This is a genomic window from Nocardia sp. alder85J, assembly GCF_020176955.2.
In the GTDB taxonomy this organism is placed as follows: Bacteria; Actinomycetota; Actinomycetes; order Mycobacteriales; family Mycobacteriaceae; genus Nocardia.
Genome location: NZ_JAIUCZ020000006.1, coordinates 527,259 through 545,366 on the forward strand (window position 1 = coordinate 527,259; position 18,108 = coordinate 545,366).

The 18,108-nt window shown below is 66.2% G+C and carries 19 protein-coding genes and 2 pseudogenes; 13 read left to right on the forward strand and 8 right to left on the reverse strand.

Annotated features, from left to right (window positions below; genetic code table 11):
• Positions 1–31 precede the first annotated feature (31 nt).
• Positions 32–1,195 (forward strand): acyl-CoA dehydrogenase family protein, encoded by a 1,164-nt coding sequence (locus tag LBW94_RS25630; protein WP_225060501.1) that lies wholly within the window; start codon positions 32–34, stop codon positions 1,193–1,195.
• The gene (locus LBW94_RS25635; protein ID WP_225060500.1) at positions 1,192–2,259 is read left to right on the forward strand and encodes an acyl-CoA dehydrogenase family protein; all 1,068 of its coding nucleotides are present in this window, start codon (positions 1,192–1,194) and stop codon (positions 2,257–2,259) included. The genes LBW94_RS25630 and LBW94_RS25635 overlap by 4 nt, the downstream gene beginning before the upstream one ends.
• A 91-nt stretch (positions 2,260–2,350) precedes the next feature.
• On the opposite strand, the gene LBW94_RS25640 is transcribed toward LBW94_RS25635, so the two are convergent.
• Positions 2,351–3,466: an acyl-CoA dehydrogenase family protein gene (locus LBW94_RS25640; RefSeq protein ID WP_225060499.1), complete on the reverse strand. Its 1,116-nt coding sequence runs from the start codon at positions 3,464–3,466 to the stop codon at positions 2,351–2,353.
• A 79-nt stretch (positions 3,467–3,545) separates the two neighbouring features.
• Between LBW94_RS25640 and LBW94_RS25645 the strand changes: the two genes are divergently transcribed.
• Positions 3,546–4,319, forward strand: coding sequence for an enoyl-CoA hydratase/isomerase family protein (locus LBW94_RS25645; protein ID WP_225060498.1), 774 nt, complete (start codon positions 3,546–3,548; stop codon positions 4,317–4,319).
• Positions 4,320–4,375: 56 nt separating this feature from the next.
• Here the strand turns inward: LBW94_RS25645 and LBW94_RS25650 are convergent, their stop codons facing one another.
• A complete protein-coding gene (locus tag LBW94_RS25650) occupies positions 4,376–5,524 on the reverse strand; it encodes an acyl-CoA dehydrogenase family protein (RefSeq protein ID WP_225060497.1) in 1,149 nt (382 codons plus the stop codon).
• A 114-nt stretch (positions 5,525–5,638) separates the two neighbouring features.
• Between LBW94_RS25650 and LBW94_RS25655 the strand changes: the two genes are divergently transcribed.
• Positions 5,639–6,427 carry a FadR/GntR family transcriptional regulator gene (locus tag LBW94_RS25655; protein WP_225060496.1) on the forward strand — a complete coding sequence of 263 codons (789 nt, stop codon included), beginning with the start codon at positions 5,639–5,641 and terminating at the stop codon, positions 6,425–6,427.
• A 74-nt stretch (positions 6,428–6,501) separates the two neighbouring features.
• Complete coding sequence (locus LBW94_RS25660) at positions 6,502–7,113, forward strand: TetR/AcrR family transcriptional regulator (RefSeq protein ID WP_225060495.1); 612 nt, start codon at positions 6,502–6,504, stop codon at positions 7,111–7,113.
• Here LBW94_RS25660 and LBW94_RS25665 read toward each other — a convergent pair.
• The 4 genes from LBW94_RS25665 to LBW94_RS25680 are packed head-to-tail and all read right to left on the reverse strand — an operon-like array spanning position 7,092 to position 10,860.
• Positions 7,092–7,646: a GTP-binding protein gene (locus LBW94_RS25665; protein ID WP_323137927.1), complete on the reverse strand. Its 555-nt coding sequence runs from the start codon at positions 7,644–7,646 to the stop codon at positions 7,092–7,094. The genes LBW94_RS25660 and LBW94_RS25665 overlap by 22 nt on opposite strands.
• A 34-nt stretch (positions 7,647–7,680) precedes the next feature.
• A complete protein-coding gene (locus tag LBW94_RS25670; protein ID WP_225060493.1) occupies positions 7,681–8,061 on the reverse strand; it encodes a DUF742 domain-containing protein in 381 nt (126 codons plus the stop codon).
• Positions 8,058–8,471 (reverse strand): roadblock/LC7 domain-containing protein, encoded by a 414-nt coding sequence (locus LBW94_RS25675; RefSeq protein ID WP_255634856.1) that lies wholly within the window; start codon positions 8,469–8,471, stop codon positions 8,058–8,060. Before LBW94_RS25675 ends, LBW94_RS25670 begins: the two co-directional genes overlap by 4 nt.
• Positions 8,472–8,496: 25 nt before the next feature.
• A complete protein-coding gene (locus tag LBW94_RS25680; protein ID WP_225060491.1) occupies positions 8,497–10,860 on the reverse strand; it encodes a nitrate- and nitrite sensing domain-containing protein in 2,364 nt (787 codons plus the stop codon).
• Positions 10,861–11,130: 270 nt separating this feature from the next.
• Between LBW94_RS25680 and LBW94_RS25685 the strand changes: the two genes are divergently transcribed.
• The 7 genes from LBW94_RS25685 to LBW94_RS25715 are packed head-to-tail and all read left to right on the forward strand — an operon-like array spanning position 11,131 to position 16,852.
• Positions 11,131–11,640: a Zn-ribbon domain-containing OB-fold protein gene (locus tag LBW94_RS25685; protein ID WP_225060490.1), complete on the forward strand. Its 510-nt coding sequence runs from the start codon at positions 11,131–11,133 to the stop codon at positions 11,638–11,640.
• On the forward strand, positions 11,637–12,833 hold the full coding sequence (locus tag LBW94_RS25690; protein ID WP_266272064.1) for a thiolase family protein: 1,197 nt from the start codon (positions 11,637–11,639) through the stop codon (positions 12,831–12,833). Before LBW94_RS25685 ends, LBW94_RS25690 begins: the two co-directional genes overlap by 4 nt.
• A gap of 44 nt (positions 12,834–12,877) precedes the next feature.
• Positions 12,878–13,657 carry an SDR family NAD(P)-dependent oxidoreductase gene (locus tag LBW94_RS25695; protein WP_225060488.1) on the forward strand — a complete coding sequence of 260 codons (780 nt, stop codon included), beginning with the start codon at positions 12,878–12,880 and terminating at the stop codon, positions 13,655–13,657.
• Positions 13,654–14,511, forward strand: coding sequence for an SDR family NAD(P)-dependent oxidoreductase (locus LBW94_RS25700; RefSeq protein ID WP_225060487.1), 858 nt, complete (start codon positions 13,654–13,656; stop codon positions 14,509–14,511). Before LBW94_RS25695 ends, LBW94_RS25700 begins: the two co-directional genes overlap by 4 nt.
• On the forward strand, positions 14,512–15,285 hold the full coding sequence (locus LBW94_RS25705; protein ID WP_225060486.1) for an SDR family NAD(P)-dependent oxidoreductase: 774 nt from the start codon (positions 14,512–14,514) through the stop codon (positions 15,283–15,285).
• Positions 15,282–15,863, forward strand: coding sequence for a nuclear transport factor 2 family protein (locus LBW94_RS25710; RefSeq protein ID WP_225062776.1), 582 nt, complete (start codon positions 15,282–15,284; stop codon positions 15,861–15,863). Before LBW94_RS25705 ends, LBW94_RS25710 begins: the two co-directional genes overlap by 4 nt.
• Positions 15,860–16,852, forward strand: coding sequence for an LLM class flavin-dependent oxidoreductase (locus LBW94_RS25715; RefSeq protein WP_266272067.1), 993 nt, complete (start codon positions 15,860–15,862; stop codon positions 16,850–16,852). The genes LBW94_RS25710 and LBW94_RS25715 overlap by 4 nt, the downstream gene beginning before the upstream one ends.
• Before the next feature lie 83 nt (positions 16,853–16,935).
• Here the strand turns inward: LBW94_RS25715 and LBW94_RS25720 are convergent, their stop codons facing one another.
• On the reverse strand, positions 16,936–17,358 hold the full coding sequence (locus tag LBW94_RS25720; RefSeq protein ID WP_266272069.1) for an SDR family oxidoreductase: 423 nt from the start codon (positions 17,356–17,358) through the stop codon (positions 16,936–16,938).
• A 20-nt stretch (positions 17,359–17,378) separates the two neighbouring features.
• Positions 17,379–17,885, reverse strand: a pseudogene (locus LBW94_RS25725) (transposase); the annotation flags it as partial.
• A gap of 53 nt (positions 17,886–17,938) precedes the next feature.
• Here LBW94_RS25725 and LBW94_RS25730 point away from each other — a divergent pair.
• Positions 17,939–18,108 (forward strand): annotated as a pseudogene (locus LBW94_RS25730) (ISAzo13 family transposase); the annotation flags it as partial.

Below are 18,108 nucleotides of genomic sequence, written 5' to 3' on the forward strand. Positions count from 1 at the left end.
ACGAACGATCGGAAAGACCACGGTGACCACGGTGAACACAGCACTGATCCCCCCGTATCGGGCCCTGCCCCCGGAAGTCGCGGCGCTGCGCGGTGAAGTCCGTGCGTTTCTCGACCGTGACCGCGCCGCGCATCAGTGGACGCCGCACGTCGATTCCTGGATCTCCTCCTGGGATCCCGCATTCAGTGAGCGCCTGGCCGAGCACGGGTGGCTCGGCATGACCGTTCCGGTCGAATACGGCGGCCATGGTCGCAGCCACATCGACCGCTTCGTCGTCACCGAAGAACTGCTGGCCGCGGGCGCGCCGGTGGCCGCGCACTGGGTCGCGGACCGGCAGGTCGTGCCCGCCCTGCTGAGCTACGGTACCGACGAACAACGGCAACGCTATCTCCCCGAGATAGCGGCAGGCCGATGCTTCTTCGCGATCGGCATGAGCGAGCCGGAATCCGGTTCCGACCTGGCCAGCGTTCGCACCCGGGCCGTGCCGGTCGACGGTGGCTGGGAGTTGACGGGCACCAAGGTGTGGACCTCCGGGGCACATCATGCGCATGCGTTCTTCGTGCTCGCCCGCAGCGCTCCGCTCGATCCTGCGCACCGGCACGACGGACTGAGCCAGTTCGTCGTACCACTCGATTCGCCGGGCATCGAGATCCGGCCGATCCGGCTGCTCACCGGCCAGCATCACTTCAACGAAGTCGTGCTGGATCATGTCTTCGTCCCGGATTCCATGGTTCTCGGCACCCCCGGGCAGGGCTGGCGGCAGGTCTCGTCGGAGCTCGGATTCGAGCGCAGCGGTCCGGAGCGGATTCTGTCCACTCAGCCGCTGCTGAACGCTTTCGCCGACCGGCTGGCCGCGAATGCCGACGTCGATCCGGCAGCGGTGGCTGTTCTCGGCGGACTGGTGGCACGACTGAGCACACTGCGGCAACTGTCCGCGACGGTCGCCACCGCTCTCAGCCGGGGAGCGTCCGCCGACCTGCCCGCCGCACTGGTCAAAGACCTGGGCACGAGGTACGAGGGCGAGGTCGTCGAGGCCGCCGCGACATCGACCGACGTCGGCGCCGATCCCCACTCCCCCGACGATTTCGGCCGGCTGCTGGCCGAAGGTCTACTGCACACACCCGGATTCACCCTGCGCGGGGGAACCAGCGAGATCCTGCGCGGCGTGGTGGCACGAGGACTAGGACTGCGATGACGCACGACACACCCGACCGCACCGACGAACTGGCCGAGCTACGCCGACTGGCCGACAGTATTTTCGGGGCCGCCGCGGACGCCGTGCTCGATGTCCCCGACACGGCGATCGACTTCGACGCCACCCTGTGGAAAACGCTCGCCGATTCCGGGCTCGCATTGCTGACCACCCCGGAATCCGCGGGTGGCAGCGGTGCGACCGTGGCCGACTCGGCCGTCGTTCTGGAGAGCGCCGCAGCGCACGCCGCGCCCATGCCGCTGGCCGAGACCGACCTGCTCGCATCCTGGCTGCTGCGCACGGCCGGTCTACCGGTTCCGGACGGGCCACTGACCGCCGTATACGATCCCGCCCTCACAATCCGGGACGGCGGGGTGCGGGCGCAGCTCGACCGGGTGCCGTGGGCACGGATCGCGCACGCGATCGTGCTGGCCGATGACCATGCGGTGGTATCGGTACGCACCACCGACATACAGGTCGAACCCGGTGCCGATCTGGCCTCCGACCCGCGCGACCGGATCGTCATCGACACCGACATCGACCGTGCGGAAATCGGTCCCGCACCCGGCGACATCGCACGGAGTTTCCTGCTCCGGGGTGCTCTCGCCCGCTCGATCCAGATCGTCGGCGCCGTGACCCGAGCTCTCGATCTGACGGTGCGGCATGTCGGCACCCGGGAACAGTTCGGCAGGCCGATCGGAAAGTTCCAAGCCGTCCAGGCCATGGTCGCCGAGGCCGCGGAGGCGGTGGCCATGGCCCGCGCCGCGACCGACTTCGCCGTCGACACGGTGACGGCCGGAGGATTCGACGACGAGCGCGCTGCCTTCGCGATCGCGATCGCCAAGGTACAGGCGTCACGCGCCGCGCCGATCGTGGCGCGTATCGCGCACCAGGCCCACGGCGCGATCGGATTCACCCTCGACCATCGGCTGCGGCACTTCACGCTGCGAGCCCTGGCCTGGCGTTCGGAATTCGGCGGGCCACACTACTGGGAACGCGAGCTGGGTGAGACGGTGCTCCGGCAACCCCGAAACGGCCTGTGGGGCTTCATCACCGGCACAGCATGACGGAAGGGTCCCCCTCGTCCTGGTGACGAGGGGGACCCTTCCGCTCCGAAATAGATGTGCGAGAGGATCGGTCGCGCTCGGACGACGCGACTCACAGACCGATCCGCTGCGCGAGCACCTCCCGGTGATGAGCCGGCGTGCCGAGCAGGATCTCCGAACCTTTGGCTCGTTTGAAGTACAGGTGTGCGGGATGTTCCCACGTAAATCCGATACCACCGTGCAGCTGAATGCCCTCGGCGGCAATGTGGTAGTAGGCCGTCGAGCAGTACACCTTGGCCGTCGACGCGGCGATCGGCAGGTCGGCGGCGTCCGTCGCGACGGCGTAGCTGGCGTAATACGCCGCGGAGCGCGCCGACTCCAGTTCCACGAGCATGTCCGAGCAGCGATGCTTGATCGCCTGGAACGAGCCGATGGGCCGGCCGAACTGCTCCCGAACCTTGAGGTAGTCGACGGTCGTCTCGAGGACCCGCGCCGCACCGCCGACCTGTTCGCAGGCGAGCGCCGTGGCACCGATATCGACCACGCCGGAGACGACCGCCCAGCCCGTTCCGACCGCACCGAGCAGCCGGGCCGGGGTGTCACGCAGCGTGACCGTCGCCTGGCGGCGCGTGCGATCGAGCGTCGGTAGGTCCTCGATCGTGACGCCGTGCGCTCCGGACTCGACCAGGAACAGCGACATTCCGTCGACCCCACGCGCCGCCACGATCACGACATCGGCGCTCGCGCCGTCCAGGACATACCGCTTGACGCCGTCCAGCCGCCAGCCGTCGGTGGTATGGATCGCGGACGTGGCGATTCGATCCTCGGCCCATACGCCACTGTCCTCGATGACCGCCAGGGTGGCGATGGTTTCCCCGGCCGCGATGCCCGGAAGGTAGTCCCGGCACGCCTCGACGTCACCCGAGAGCAGCAGCGTGTTGGCGGCCAGCACTACGGTGGAGAGCAGCGGGGCGCACAGCAGCGCGCGGCCCGACTCCTCCAGCACGACGGCAAGTTCCCCGAAGCCGAAGCCGGCACCGCCGTACTCCTCCGGAATCGCCAGCGCCTGGACGCCGATCTGTTCGGCGAGTTGGCGCCAGACCTGCCGATCGAAACCCTCCGGAGTCTCCATCTGCGCACGGACCTGCGACTCGCCGGACCGGGATTCCAGAAATTTACGCACGACCGCGCGCAGCTCCAGCTGTTCGTCGGTGAACGACAGGACCATCGAGCCTCCTCGGGCTGGCCGGCACCGCCCTGGTGCCGTAATGAGTATAATATATTAACTGATTATCGAGAGGTGTGATGTGACCCGATACAGCGCGCTGGACGTGACCGACGACGGCCTCGTCGCGATCGTGACCATGAACCGGCCGGCGACCCGCAACGCCGCGGACGCGACCATGCATCGCGAACTCGGCGACATCTGGGCCGATCTCGCAGCACACCGCACGATCCGGGCCGTCGTTCTGACCGGCGCCGGGCGGGCCTTCAGCGCCGGCGGCGATCTGCCTCGCATGCTCGAGACCCAGCGAGACCTGGCCGTACAGGACGAGGTGTTCGATGAGGCGCGGCGCATCGTTCACGGCATGGTGAACCTTCCCCGCCCGATCGTGGCCGCAGTCAACGGACCCGCAGTCGGGCTCGGAGCGAGCCTCGTCGCGCTGTCCGATTTGGCAGTGGCCGCCGAGACGGCCTTCTTGGCCGACCCGCACCTCGGAGTCGGTCTCGTCCCCGCCGACGGCACCGCGATGCTGTGGCCCCTCATGACAGGCCTGCTCCGCGCCAAGGAGTTCGTCCTGCTCGGGGAGCGCATACCTGCCGCGAAAGCCCTGGAATACGGGCTGGTGAACCGGGTGGTCCCGGCCGAGGACGTCCTCTCGACAGCGATCGAGCTCGCACACCGGCTGGCGGAAATTCCGCGGCGGGCGCTGGCGGACACCAAACGCATCCTGAACGCCGGCGCGACCCAGATCCTGGGCGCGGCACTGGAGCAAGCCCTCGCGGCCGAGCGCCAGAGCGTCACCTCTCCGGAGCACATCGCACGGGTACAGGCCATGGTCGACGCGCAGCCGCAGTGACAGTGATTCCTCCGTCCGGGGCGCGGCGGCGAATTCCACCGCGCCCCGGACGTTCGTCAGAAGCCCAGACCCTTGCCGACGATGTCGAGCATGATCTCGTTCGTACCGCCGTAGATCCGCTGGACCCGCGCGTCACGCCACAACCGGGCGATCTCGTACTCGTTCATGTAGCCGTAGCCACCGTGCAACTGCAGACAGCGATCGACGATCTTCCACTGGGTCTCCGTGGCCCACCATTTGGCGCCGGCGGCCTCGTCGGCAGTCAACTCGCCCGCGTTGACCGCCAGAATGCACTGGTCGACATAGGTTTGCATGACGTCGACCTCGGTCTTCATCTGTGCGATGGCGTGCCTGTTGACCTGGAAATTGCCGATCGGCGTACCGAACGCCTGCCGCTCGTGCGCGTAACCGGTGGTCAGCTCGACCGCCCGCCGCGCCTGCGCCACGGCGTGGATCGCGATGCCGAGTCGTTCGGCGGGAAGGTTCGCCATCAGATGGTAGAAACCGCGGTTCTCCTGACCGATGAGGTTCTCGGCCGGCACCCGCACCTCCTCGAAGATCAACTCGGCGGTATCGGCCGAGCGCTGACCGATCTTGTCCAGCTTGCGGCCACGGGTGAAACCCTTCATCCCGGTCTCGACCACCAGCAGGCTGATCCCCTTGTGCGGCTTCTCCGCCTGGGAATCGGTTCGGCACACCACGACCACCAGGTCGGCGAGCAATCCGTTGGAGATGAAGGTCTTGGAGCCGTTGACGATGTAGGAGTCGCCGTCCTTGCGCGCGGACGTCTTGATGTTCGCCAGATCCGAACCCGCGCCGGGCTCGGACATGGCGATCGCGGTGATGTACTCACCCGAGACAAACTTGGGCAGCCATCGCTTCTTCTGCTCCTCCGTGGTCAGGTCCCGGAAATACCCGGACAGGATGTCGTTCTGCACACCGAAGCCGACCCCGACCGTATTGGTCGCGTGGTATTCCTCGTTGAGGATCGCGTTGAAGCGGAAGTCCTTCAGGTTCGAGCCGCCGTACTCCTCCGGCATTTCCCAGCCGAGCAGGCCCAGCTCGCCGGCCTTCAGCCACACGTCCCGATCCACGTATCCCTGCGCTTCCCACTCCTCCGTGTGGGGCGCGCACTCCTTCTCGAAGAAGGACCGTGCCGTGGCGCGGAACTGGTCGTGTTCGGGTTCGAAGATCGTGCGGCGCATGTTGACGCTCCTATGCGGCGAGAGGGTACCAAAAGGTAGTATCAGTTCAACAGTCTAACTGATTAAACCCGAGGAATAACCCAGGCCCGCGAACACCTGGCATGATTCCTCGAAATGACTCCGACCGAGATGAGCGAGGACTTCGTGGCCAAACTGGTCAAACCGAACCTGGTCAAGGTTCCCAAGGCCGGCGAACTGGTGGCGGCCGACCTCCGTCGCCGCATCATCACCGGCGAACTGTCGGCCGGCGACCCCCTCCCCAACGAGGCGGTTCTCATGGAGAACTTCGGAGTCTCCCGGCCGACCCTGCGCGAAGCATTCCGGATCCTCGAGTCCGAGTCGATCATCACCGTGTTGCGCGGAGCGCACGGCGGCGCCAGGGTTCTCGCGCTCGACGACATGGTCGCGGCCCGATACACCGGGTTCCTGCTCCAATACAACGGAACCTCGCTCGCCGACGTCTACCGCGCTCGCACCGAGCTGGAGATGGCCGCGCTCGCGATGCTCGTCAACGGCAAATTCCGCGCCGCGGCCGCCGATCGGATCGAACAGATGGTTCAGGACGGCGTCGCACTCGTCGGCGATGCCGAGGGCTACGCCGAGCACGAGGTCACGATGCACCAGACCCTGATCGAGCTGGCCGACAACAGGACGCTGGGGGTGCTCGCCAGAATGCTGCTGAAGATCATCGGCAGCCACAACGTCGTCCATATCGCCACGCATGCAACCGAGCGGGAAGGGAGCGAGGCCCGGGCCGCGCAGCGCGCCTGGACCAAGCTCGTGAAGCTGCTGCGCGACGGTGACATCCCCGCCACTCAGGCGTTCTGGCGGCGTCACCTGGAGGGAGTCGCCAAGTACATGATCGGCAATACCGAGGCGACCGTCGTCGACCTGTTGTCATGAGGAGGACGACACACCCATCAAGTTGCCTGTTACTCTCATCTTGAGGATAACTATCACGAATGGTAGGAGTCGCCGTGAGCACACTGCGCGAGCGCAATCGTCTGCGCACCCGCGCGGACATCGCCACGGCCGCCATCGCTCTGTTCGAAGAACACGGATACGACGCGACCACGATCGAGCAGATCGCGAAGTCCGCGGGTGTCTCGATCGCGACGTACTTCCGGCATTTCCCCGCCAAGGAGGACGTGCTCTTCTCCGATGAAGACCTCACGGCCGCGGCGATGATCGAACTGGTAGCCGAGAGAGCCGACCGTACGGTGTCGGTTGCGGCGCTCGCAGATCCGATCGCGGCGTTCGCCGCCGATCTCGAGGACGAACGCATATTCAAGCTCACCCACCTGGTCATGACCAACCGTCAGTTGGAGCCACGAAGCCTGCGGATCCGTCTGCGCTGGGAACGTGACGTCGCGCGCCGGTTGGCCACCGAACAAGGCCGCACCGAGCCGTCTCCGGACGACACACTGATCGCCTCGATGGCCGTCACATGCCTTGCCGTAGCGCTCCGGTTCTGGGACAAGACCAGTTCGTCGAGTGGGCTCAGTGACCTTGTGCGACAGATGTTCGCGCGCTCCACCGAGGTCATGGACGGCCGGCCGAGTACGGGTCAGCGCGACACGACGCCCTGAACGCGGCTCGCACGCGCGAGGATGTATTCCATCAGCGTCGTGAGGACCTCTTTGACCGAATCGCGTCGACGCACATCGCAGATCACCAGCGGGACCCCGGGATCCAGATCCAGCGCCTGTCTGACCTCGTCCGCGTTGTACCGGATCGCGTCGTCGAAGCAGTTCACGGCCACGACGAACGGCACCCCACGGCTTTCGAAGTAATCGACCGCGGCGAACGAGGCATCGAACCGCCGAGTATCGACCAGGACGACCGCACCGAGCGCGCCGCGGGACAGCTCATCCCACAAGAACCAGAAGCGATCCTGGCCCGGCGTCCCGAACAGATAGAGCACCACCGCGCCGTTCAGCGTGATCCGCCCGAAATCGAGGGCGACGGTGGTCGTCGTCTTCGTCTCCACACCGTTCAGATCGTCCACTCCGACGCTGAGTTCGCTGAGCACCTCTTCGGTTCGCAGTGGTGTCACCTCGCTGATCGAGGCCACCATCGTCGTCTTTCCGACACCGAATCCGCCGGCCACGACAACCTTCACGGCAGTGACAGGCAGCGTCGGAGATTCCTGGCGGTCAGAGTGCACGTATTCCATCCAATACCGTACGAAGGAGATTGATGTCGGCAGAATCGACGTTCATGGGGCGCGGCGAGCGGTAGGCGACATAACCGTCATCGATGAGGTCGCCCACCAGGACCTTGGTGACCGCGAGTGGCCTGCGGATCTCGGCCGAGATCTCGGCGACCGATTTCGGAACACCGCAGAATCGCACGATCTCACGGTATTCGTGCTCCAGCCGACTCAGCCCGATGCCGGTGGAAACCGTGACGACCAACGTGATCATGTCCAGGTCGTGGCGGTTGCTGGACGTCCGGCCGCGGGTCAGGGCATAGGCGGGCACCAACGGACCCGCGTCGTCGTCGAACCAAGGGTCCTGGTCCTGGTGCCGGTTCATGACGGTCTGTAAGCGCTACCGGAGCCGGTATTCGGTCGGGGCGCCGTCGAGAGGAACGTGCCGACCCGTATCACCGTCTGGTTCATCTCGTAAGCGACCATGCCCATGTTCATGTTGTCGCCGGCCAGTACCGCGAGGCACGCGTTGTGACCCGCCGAGGTCACGAACAATATGCCCTGGTCGAGTTCGATGACCGACTGGCGGACACCGCCGATTCCGAAATGACTGCCCGCGCTGCGGGCCAGGCCTTGCAGTGCCGATGCCATGGCGCAGAATTGCTCCGCGCTCTCGCGCGACAGCGCGCTGGACTTGCTGATCAGCATGCCGTCCGTGGACAGCACCACGGCGGATTCGATACCCGGCATCCGGGCGAGAAAATCGTCGAGCAGCCAGTCGAGGTTCTTCATCATGTTCGCGGAGGTCACCGGGGATTACTCACTCACTGTTGTTGTCGGGGTATGAGAGAGGACGGGGTCTCGCCACGCGGCCTTGGCGCGTTCCGCTCTCGATCGCCGAGAACAGGTCGCGCGCCTGGTCCGCGGAACGCTCGGCGGGCCGCTCGACGGTCGCGTCGGTGGACGACGGCCTGGTCGCCAGCTGCGGTGCGAGATGCGCCTGTCGTCGGCGGCGCGGCAGATCCGGCCGCGGCTCGGCGGGCTCGGCCGCGAGCGCCCCGTGACCGCCGTATCCACGGCGATCGACCAGCTCACGAGAGGGATCCTCCCGCTCCACCGAATGCCACACCCGACCCGGCGCGGCAGGGGCAGCACCGCTTCCGGCCGCGAACACCGCGGTCTGTGGTTCCGGCGACGCGGTCCACGACTGCGGACCGTCGATTTCCTGCGTCAGCAGGGTCGCCGGAATGAGTACGACGGCCTTGATGCCACCGTATTCGGACTCGGTGAGCCGCACGGACACCTCGATACGAGCCGCGAGCCGCGCTACGACGAACATGCCCAGGCGATTGTCGCTGGACAAGGCTGCGAGTGCGAAATCCGGTGGGCTGGAGAGGGTCCGGTTGAGTTCCGCTATCTGCTCCTCGGGCATTCCGAGGCCTTGATCGACGACTTCCACCACGATGCCCCGGCCGACGACGTTACCGACCACCTCGACCCGAGAATCCGGTGGCGAGAATGCCGTCGCGTTGTCCACCAGTTCGGCCAGCAGGTGGATCAGGTCGGCGATCACCGCGCCGGACACCTTGACATCAGGCAACCGGCCGACCCGCACCCGGGAATAATCCTGGGTCTCGGCGATCGCCCCTCGTACGAGTTCGTCCAGTTGCACCGGCTGCCGCCACTGCCGCCGCGGCTGCTCGCCACCCAGGATGATCAGATTCTCCGCATTCCGGCGCTCGCGCGTCGCGAGGTGGTGCAGCCGGAAGAGCAGATCGAGAATCTTCGGATCCTCCTGTTCGTATTCTGCCTCGTTGAGCAGCTTCAGATGCCGATGCAGGACGACCTGGCTACGGTGTGCGATGTTCAGGAACACCGAGTTCACGCCGTCGCGAGTTCTGGCTTCGGTCGCGGCCGCGTTGACCGCGGCCAGCTGCGCGCGGTTGAACGCGTCGGCGACCTGGCCGATCTCGTCGGTGCCGAAGTCCAATCGAGTCATCTCCTGCTCGATATCCACCGGCTCACCGCGGCTCAAAGATCCGACGATGGCCGGCAACTGTTCATCGGTCAGCGTGATCGTCTCCGACCGCAGCCGATGCAGGCGGCGAATCATCCTGCTGGACAGATGCAAAGTGGTGCCGAACGCCGCCACGGTGACGAGCAGGACGACCAAACCACCCGCCAGCGAGTTCCACGCCCGACGGTCGCCCAGCTCACGAGTCGATGCCGTGACGGAACCGGCCTGGCCGACCCAGACCTCGAGCAGCTTGCCCGACACCGCGACGACCGCCGATTCCCACTCCGTCGTCGACATCGGCAGCGCGATGTCGTCGTTGCGTACCGGATCCAGCCGACCGGAACCGCGCGGCGACGGGGCGTCGGTGTCATCGGCAGGCGCGGCCGCTCCGCGTCGGATGAGAATGCTTTCGACGCCGCCCAGCTTGCGCCACTCCGGGGATTCGGTCAGCGCCTGCCACTGCGCACGACTGTCGGCGGTCAAACTCGGCAGCAGCGTCTGCATCTGATTGTGATAGAAGCCGACCTCACGCGCGAACTCCTCGGCCTCCACCGGAGACAGTGGGCCCACCGCGGCCGCGGCCACCGCCAGGTCGTGCGCCCGGGCCATCGCCTCGGCCGCCGCGAACATGCCGGCGATGGTGCTCAGACCGAGCGCGATCTCGGTATCCGGCGCGCTGTGGGCGAACGACACCATGGCCGTACTGACGACCTCGGTGAGCCGGTTGTAGAAGTTGTAGGCGTCGATGATCGACATCGCGTTGCTGTCGACCTTGACCCGTACCGCGGCCAGATCGTGCGCCAGAGCTCGATACCCCTCGCCGGCGCTGGCGGTGGAACCGGGATTCAGCTTCTCGAAGGCGGTGGCAGCGACGATCATCTGCTGCAACGAGGCATCCACCTTCGGCCGCACGTCCGGCAACCCGGTGGCCAATTCGGGATGGCCGGCAAGCCGCAGCAGAGTCAGGCGTCGCTCCTGCTGCACCGTCTGCGAGTACACGAGGCCGGGCGAGGCATGAGCGCTCTGCTCATCACCCCAGGACCGAAGCTTCTGGCCCTGCACGACCAGATACACGGCACCGCCGCCTCCGACGACGAGAAGGGCGATGCTCGGGACGAGCGCGATGGCCAGCACGCGCGCTCGCAGAGTGCGGAAGGCGGTGAACACCGACCCAAGGTAGCCGTCTCGCAGACAGGTTGGAAGTTAAATGAACAAAATTCTTTAACTAATTGACCGGTATACGATCGCCCTGCGGTTCGCGGTCGAGTAGCCGGTCGGCTGCCGGACCCTCGGGCTCGACCGGTCGGTCGCTCCGGCTCCCCTGTTGGCCTGCTTGTTTTCGCAGGCGAACACGGTTCGGGCTCGCCCCCCTTCCCCAGCGGCGCTCACCGGCCGAAGATCGAAGGTGGTAGCCAGCTAGGAGACGAGGGAGTACGAATGGTCGACGAGTCACCGGTGACAGACAGCCCCGGCATCGACGCCGCCTCGACCGGGCATGCTCGACCCACTGACGAGGACGTCTTCCGGCGCTTTCCTCGCGTGCGCCTCGATCAGGTCAACATCGAGTACTACCGAGCGCTCCTCGTGCGTCACCTGACTGCGGGCTGGTGCCGAAACTGTGAACGCTGGCACACCCCGTTGCGCCCGATCTGCCCGTCTTGCTGGACCGCGGATGTGACCGTGCGGCAGGTCGAAGGCAAGGGCACTGTCCATTTGCTGACCCGGCTCTATCAAGGACCACCGATCGTGGACTACTCACCACCGTGGCCGCTCGCCGCCGTCGAACTCGCCGAACAGGAGGGCCTTCGGATCGTGGCGCCTCTGGTCGACACGCCCGAGGCAGCGCAGCGGATCGGACAATCGGTCGAACTGGTCTGGATCGATCGCGACGGCACGCCCTGGCCCGCGTTCCGGGCCACCACCGCCGGGACGGAGGTCTCGCGGTGAATCTTCTTCCACAGCGGAATCCGATCCGGGATCAGGTCGCCATCGCCGGCCTCGGGCGATCGAGCTACAGCCGTGACCGTGGCACAACCGAACTGAGCATGGTCCTGGAGGCAGCGACCGCTGCCATCCACGATGCCGGCCTGACCGGTCGCGAGATCGACGGTGTCGTAGGCGGTGGCCTTCATACCGGCGGCATCGATCCCGCCGTGGTGGCATCCGCATTGGGGCTTCCCGCCCTGACGTACTGGGCCGGTGCCCGCCCCCCCATCGGCAACCACCTGACTGCCGCGGTCAACGCGGTCTGGTCGGGAACCGCGAACGCCGTGCTCGTCTACCACTCGATGTATCGCCTCGGACGAGATCCCTTCCGCGCTCGCGCCGCCTTCGGCCTGCCCGACGGCCGCGCGATGCTGGGCGATGGACACACCGAATCCGAGCCGTGGGGAATGTTCGGCCCCACCGGCTATGCGGCCTGGGCCGCCCGTTACCTCGACCGGTTCGCACGTACGCGGGAGGATTTCGGCCTGGTCGCCCTCAACGACCGCGCCGGCGCGAGCGACAACCCGGGCGCGGTGATGCGCGAACCGCTCGACATGGCGGCCTATCTGAGCGGACGCATGATCCGCGAGCCGCTGTGCGTCTTCGACATGGATGTGCCGGTGGACGGCGCGGACGCGTTCGTGGTGACGACCTCGGAACGGGCACGAGACCTGCCGGCGAGGCCGGTCCTGGTCCACGCTCTCTCGATGGGCCTGACCGCCCATCCGGAGGAACATCTGACGGCCGGGCTCGACCACACCGGGCAGACGGTCGCTGCTCGAGCACTGTTGGCACGAAGCGAGCTCACCCTGCGGGATTTCGATGTGCTGTTCCCCTACGACGGGTTTTCCTTCATCACCTTGCACTGCCTGGAACAGTACGGCTTCTGCGAGCCCGGTGAGGGCGGAGATTTTCTCAGGGAGCACTGGAACCCCGATCGCGGACGCGTCCTCATCGACGGCCGGGTGCCGATCAATCCGCACGGCGGCAGCCTGTCGGAGGGCGGGTCGCAAGGCGCCGGGCATCTCCGGGAAGCCGTACTCCAATTGCGCCACGACGCCGGCGATCGGCAGGTCGGCAACGCGCGAACCGCGCTACTTTCGCCGGGCGGGCTTTTCTTCAACGCGCAGGGCATCGCACTGCGAACGAACTGAGAATCACAGCCGGAAAAACGGCATTCCAACGAAAGAGGCTGCTGATGAGCAAACGGTTCGGCGAGTGCATTGCACTGATAACCGGTTCGGGTTCCGGCATAGGCCGGGCATCCGCGGTGCTGCTGGCACGGGAAGGTGCAGTGGTTGTGGTCAACGACATCTCGGAGAAGTCCGCCGAAGTCACCGCGAATCTGATTCGTGAAACCGGCGGAGAAGCACACGTCATAGCGGGCGATGTCACGGTACCGAATTTCGTGGACGAGATGTTCGATGATGTCGTGGACCGCTACGGCCGGGTCGATGTCGTCCACAACAATGTCGGCTTCGGTGGCCGCAATTCCATAGTCGACACCGACGACGAATCCTGGCGACACGGCCTGGACGGTAACCTCGGAGCCACCTTTCGTGGCATACGCGCCGCTGTCAGGGTGATGGCCCCGCGGCGACGCGGAGCAATTGTGAACACCGCCTCCGCCGCCGGGACCCGGAAGGTGCCGGGTGTCGTCCCCTACTATGGCACCGCGAAGGCCGGGGTGATCCAGTTGACCCGCGAAGCAGCAGTCGAAGCGGGAGAGTTCGGAATCCGTGTGAACGCGGTTGTCCCCGGCTCGGTCCGTACTCCGGCCTTCGAATCGTATTTGGGCGCATACCGATTCCAGCGCTATGTCGCGCAGTTGCCCCTGCACCGGATGGCCGAGCCCGAAGACATCGCACACGCGGTCGCATTTCTCGCTTCCGCGGAGGCAGCGGCCATCACCGGAATCGCCCTTCCCGTCGACTCCGGAGTCGGTGCCGTCCTCTATCAGCCGGTGATGGACCAGTGACGCCGGCAGGACCGGCGCAGGCCGCACTGAATGGGCGAGTCGCATTGGTCACCGGCGCCGGCCGCGGACTGGGCGCGTCCCATGCGGCAGCACTTGCCGCGGCCGGGGCCGCTGTCGTGGTGAACGATCCGTCCGTCTCGGTCGACGGCACCGCCCGCGACGCTGCCGACGTCGCCTGTGCGGTTGTCGAAACCATCAGTGCCGCAGGTGGAATCGCGGTCGTCGATCGATCCGACGTCTCGTCGTTCACCGGTGCGGAACGGGCCGTGGCGTGCGCACTCCACCATTTCGGCCGGCTTGACATCGTGGTCAACAACGCCGGCATCATGTCCGCCAGCGCAGTGACCGAACTGTCCCAGGAGGAGTTCCAGCGGAGCCTGGCCACCAACGTGACCGGCAGCGTCGGCGTCGCTCGGGCGGCGTTCGCGTCCATGCGCGACCGCGGCTACGGCAGGATCGTGAACACGCTGTCCGAGGCGGCGCTGGCAGTCGGCTACCACGCGGGCACGGCCTACGCCGCCTCCAAAGCAGCGCTCTGGGGCGCGACCATGGCTCTCGCCGACGAAGGCGCACCGTGGGGCATCACGGTCAACGCGATTTCACCCGGCGCCCGTACCCGCATGTCTCGTGACCATCTGGAGCGAGTCGGAAGCACGGTGGATCTGGATCCCGCGCATGTTTCGAAAGTCGTACTCGCGCTGGTCGACGAGTCCGCCGGCGACATCACCGGCCGCGTCGTACACGCCGCCGGCGGTGCGATCCGCGAGTACCGACTCCAGCGGCACATCGACACTCCGCTCGTCCCGAGGCTCGAGGCTGCACAGATGAGCACGGCCGACAGGAAGGTGCAGTAAATGGGCTCCGACGGAGCAAACGTCAGCTCGGGCCGGTTGAGCGGGAAAGTCATCCTGGTCACCGGAGCCGGCCAAGGAATCGGCCGAGGCATAGCGCACGCGCTCGCACGAGAGGGCGCGGCGGTCGCTGTCGCAGGCCGGACCCTGGTCAAATGTGAAACCGTTGCCGGTGAGATCAGCTCGTTCGGCGGAACGGCGATCGCGCTGGAATGCGATGTCACCGAGCGCGACCGGATCGAACATGCGCTCCGAACCACCGCCGACGAATTCGGCGGGCTGGACGGGCTGGTGAACAACGCGCAATCCTCGACCCAAGGTCCCCTGGCCGAGGTCACCATGGAGGATGTCGAACTCAGCCTGCGCAGCGGGCCGTTGGCGACACTGTGGGCGATGCAAGCCGCACTGCCGCTGTTGCGCCGGCGTGGCGGCGGTTCGATCGTCAACTTCGGCTCCAGCACCGCAATCAGCGGCGCTCCGCTGTTCGGCGCGTATGCCATGGCCAAGGAAGGCATCCGGGGGTTGTCCCGGGTCGCTGCCCGGGAGTGGGGGCGCTATGGGATCAGAGTGAATGTCGTTGTGCCTACGGCGCTCTCCCCCGCCGCGCAACAATTCCAGCGAGAACAGCCGGAACGCTTCGAGCAGCACGTCAAGCGACTGCCGCTGGGCCGGATGGGCGACCCCGAGACCGATATCGGGCGCGCCGTGGTCGCCTTGATGAGCGACGATCTGACCTATCTCACCGGTGACACACTGATGCTGACGGGAGGCGAATGACGAGCACAACGACTCTGGCGAATCGACTCGCGCGAGCGGAGGCCCGGTTCGAGATCGGTCAGCTGCCGATCCGCTACGCCCTCGCCGTCGACCAGCGGGACATCGACACCTGGCTGTCGCTGTTCGTTCCCGATGTCCGCCTCGGCCGACACGGATCCGGCCGCGAAGCGCTACGCGATCAGATCGAACCGCAGTTGCGATGGTTCTACCGCTCGATCCATCTGATCTGCGGGCATCGAATCGAGCTGGGCCCGGATCTGGACGACGACGGCCCGGACACCGCCAGCGGGCAGGTCTACTGCCGCGCCGAGCACGAGGTGAACGATCGCTGGGTCGTAATGGCGATCCGATACGACGATCGCTACCGCCGAGTCGACGGCGAGTGGTTGTTCGACAGGCGGATCGAGAATCATTGGTACGCAGCCGATCTGCTCGAACGACCACAGGAGGCCGAATTCGACAGCTGGCAGGTGGGGCCTGCACCCGCGCTGCCGGCCCGAGAGGCTTCCTGGGCAGCGTTCTGGTCGCCGGATGTCCTTGCTCCGACCGCGAAGCCCACTGCCGGTGGTGCCCGGTGACCGCGAAGACACCGACGTCGGGGCTCGAGATCGGTCTCTACTTCGACCTGCGCAACCCGCCGCATCGGGAGGGCTCCGCTTCCCGTCTGCACGGCTTCACTCTGGACATGTGTGCCGAAGCGGATCGTCTCGGTGCGGGATCTCTGTGGTTTTCCGAGCATCATCTCTTCGACGACGGCTACCTGACCCAACCCCTGACCTTCGCCGCCGCGGCGGCCGCGCGCACCGAGCGCGCACGTCTCGGCACTGCAATCCTGATCGCACCACTGCATTCACCCGTGGAGGTCGCCGAGCAGGCTGCCCTGGTCGACCTGATTTCCGCGGGGCGGCTGGATCTCGGCATCGGCACCGGGTACCGCAAGCCGGAGTACGAGCTCTACGGTGCCTCGGATCGCCGGCGCTACAGCAGGACCGACGACATGGTCCGGCAGCTACGCCGGTTGTGGGCTGCGGGCGGCGTGACGCCTCAGCCTGTGCAGCAACCGATTCCAGTGTGGCTCGGCTATCACGGCCCGCAAGGAGCTCGACGCGCCGGCCTCCTCGGCGCGCCCCTGCTCACCCCGAACGCAGACAGTTGGCCCGCCTACCGAGACGGCCTGGTAGCAGGCGGCCACGATCCTGCCGTGGCACGAATGGGCGGTGGTGTCCAGGCCTGGGTCACCGAAGATCCCGAGCGCGACTGGCCGTTGGTGGCACCGTACATCGGCTACCAGGTCGACTCCTACCGTCGGCACATGGTCGAAGGCACCGATGCACCGGCACCCCGTCCGGTCGAACCAGAGAAACTCGTATCGCGCGATTCCGGTAACCCGTTGTCCTACTTCTGGTTCGGCACGCCGGAGACGATTGCCGAGCGCATACGAGAACTCGTGAAGGATGCCCCCGTTTCCACGGTCTATCTCTGGGGCTCGGTGGGCGGCATGCCCGAGGCGATGGTCGCGGAACACGTTCGGGTCGTATGCACGAGGCTGGCGCCGCTACTGCGCTGAGCATCCGGTCCGCCGCTCCCGAACGCAATCTCGGTGGCGTTCCCGCTCATCGAGCGACAACACCTACGACGCGGGCTGAGCGATCACAGATCATGGAGTACGCGGCCAACGCCGGCGCCACCGTCGACCACGACCACCTGTCCGGTAATGCAGCTGGTCGCCCCGGAGGCGAGAAGGGCTACGACAGAAGCGATTTCGCGTAGTTTGGTGAGCATGCCGGGGTAGCTGGGATGGGTTTTGGTGGTGTACCAGCGGGCCCGAGTGCGGTGCTCGGCGACGACCGCAGGTGAGTGCCCGGCCAGGTGGTACCAGAGGATTACCGGGATCTGGGTGAGCATCCCGAATGGGACGGTGCGCTCCACCGCCAATCGGGTGCGGTTGCGGGCCTCGCCGGCGCAGGTGACGTGTTTGGCGTCGAAGAACGCGACCTCGATCGGCCAGCGGGCGGAATACCGGGCGATGAGTTCGGCTGCTGCAGTGGTGGTGTCGGTGGGAGATATTGTCAAATCCTGTGGATCGGCGAGTTTCAGGCGACCTCCGTCCGGGCGGCTTCGACCGCGTCCGCTGACGACGCCGGGGTGAGTTCGTGGGGGCGTTCGAGGAGCTTGCCCTTGTGGAACAGGGCACCGGCCTGGACCAGCGCGGCGAGTTCCGGGGCGTTGACCTTGCGCCAGCGGGCTTGGGCGGCCTCGATCAGCTTGTAGGCCATCGCGATCCCCGCCGCCCGCGAACCAGGCCCCTTGGTGACCTTCGTCCTCAAACGCACTGTGGCAAAAGTAGATTCGATCGGATTCGTCGTGCGCAGATGGATCCAATGCTCGGCCGGATACTTGAAGAACTCCAGCAGGACGTCGAGGTCGTCGACGATCTTGGCGACCGCTTTCGGATACTTCTTCCCGTAGTCGAGTTCGAACGCCTTCACCGCGACCTGCGCCCTGTCGATATCCTCGGCGTTGTAGATGTCCTTCATCGCCGCGATCGCCCCCGGATGCGCCGCTTTCGGTAGCGCGGCAAGCACATTCGCTGACTTGTGGGACTGTAAGGTAATAACATGTTGTTTTGTGGTGCAAAGTGTTTCGAAGTGCTATGACGGCGGCGAGGGAGGATGTCGAGGGGTTGCAGGAGCGGTTCGATGTGCTGTTGCCTCATCTGAACGAGCGTCAGAGGCGTCTGGCGCTGGCCACCGAAGCACGACTGCTGGGACACGGTGGTGTGCGGACGGTGGCCCGGATCGCGGGAGTCAGCGAAACCACGGT

Bases quoted from the DNA above. Each gene is read 5' to 3' on its own strand.
- LBW94_RS25635 (WP_225060500.1), top strand. From the start codon at position 1,192: ATGACGCACGACACACCCGACCGCACCGACGAACTGGCCGAGCTACGC.
- LBW94_RS25640 (WP_225060499.1), bottom strand. From the start codon at position 3,466: ATGGTCCTGTCGTTCACCGACGAACAGCTGGAGCTGCGCGCGGTCGTG.
- LBW94_RS25650 (WP_225060497.1), bottom strand. From the start codon at position 5,524: ATGCGCCGCACGATCTTCGAACCCGAACACGACCAGTTCCGCGCCACG.
- LBW94_RS25655 (WP_225060496.1), top strand. From the start codon at position 5,639: ATGACTCCGACCGAGATGAGCGAGGACTTCGTGGCCAAACTGGTCAAA.
- LBW94_RS25670 (WP_225060493.1), bottom strand. From the start codon at position 8,061: ATGAACCGGCACCAGGACCAGGACCCTTGGTTCGACGACGACGCGGGT.
- LBW94_RS25675 (WP_255634856.1), bottom strand. From the start codon at position 8,471: ATGATGAAGAACCTCGACTGGCTGCTCGACGATTTTCTCGCCCGGATG.
- LBW94_RS25685 (WP_225060490.1), top strand. From the start codon at position 11,131: ATGGTCGACGAGTCACCGGTGACAGACAGCCCCGGCATCGACGCCGCC.
- LBW94_RS25695 (WP_225060488.1), top strand. From the start codon at position 12,878: ATGAGCAAACGGTTCGGCGAGTGCATTGCACTGATAACCGGTTCGGGT.
- LBW94_RS25705 (WP_225060486.1), top strand. From the start codon at position 14,512: ATGGGCTCCGACGGAGCAAACGTCAGCTCGGGCCGGTTGAGCGGGAAA.
- LBW94_RS25710 (WP_225062776.1), top strand. From the start codon at position 15,282: ATGACGAGCACAACGACTCTGGCGAATCGACTCGCGCGAGCGGAGGCC.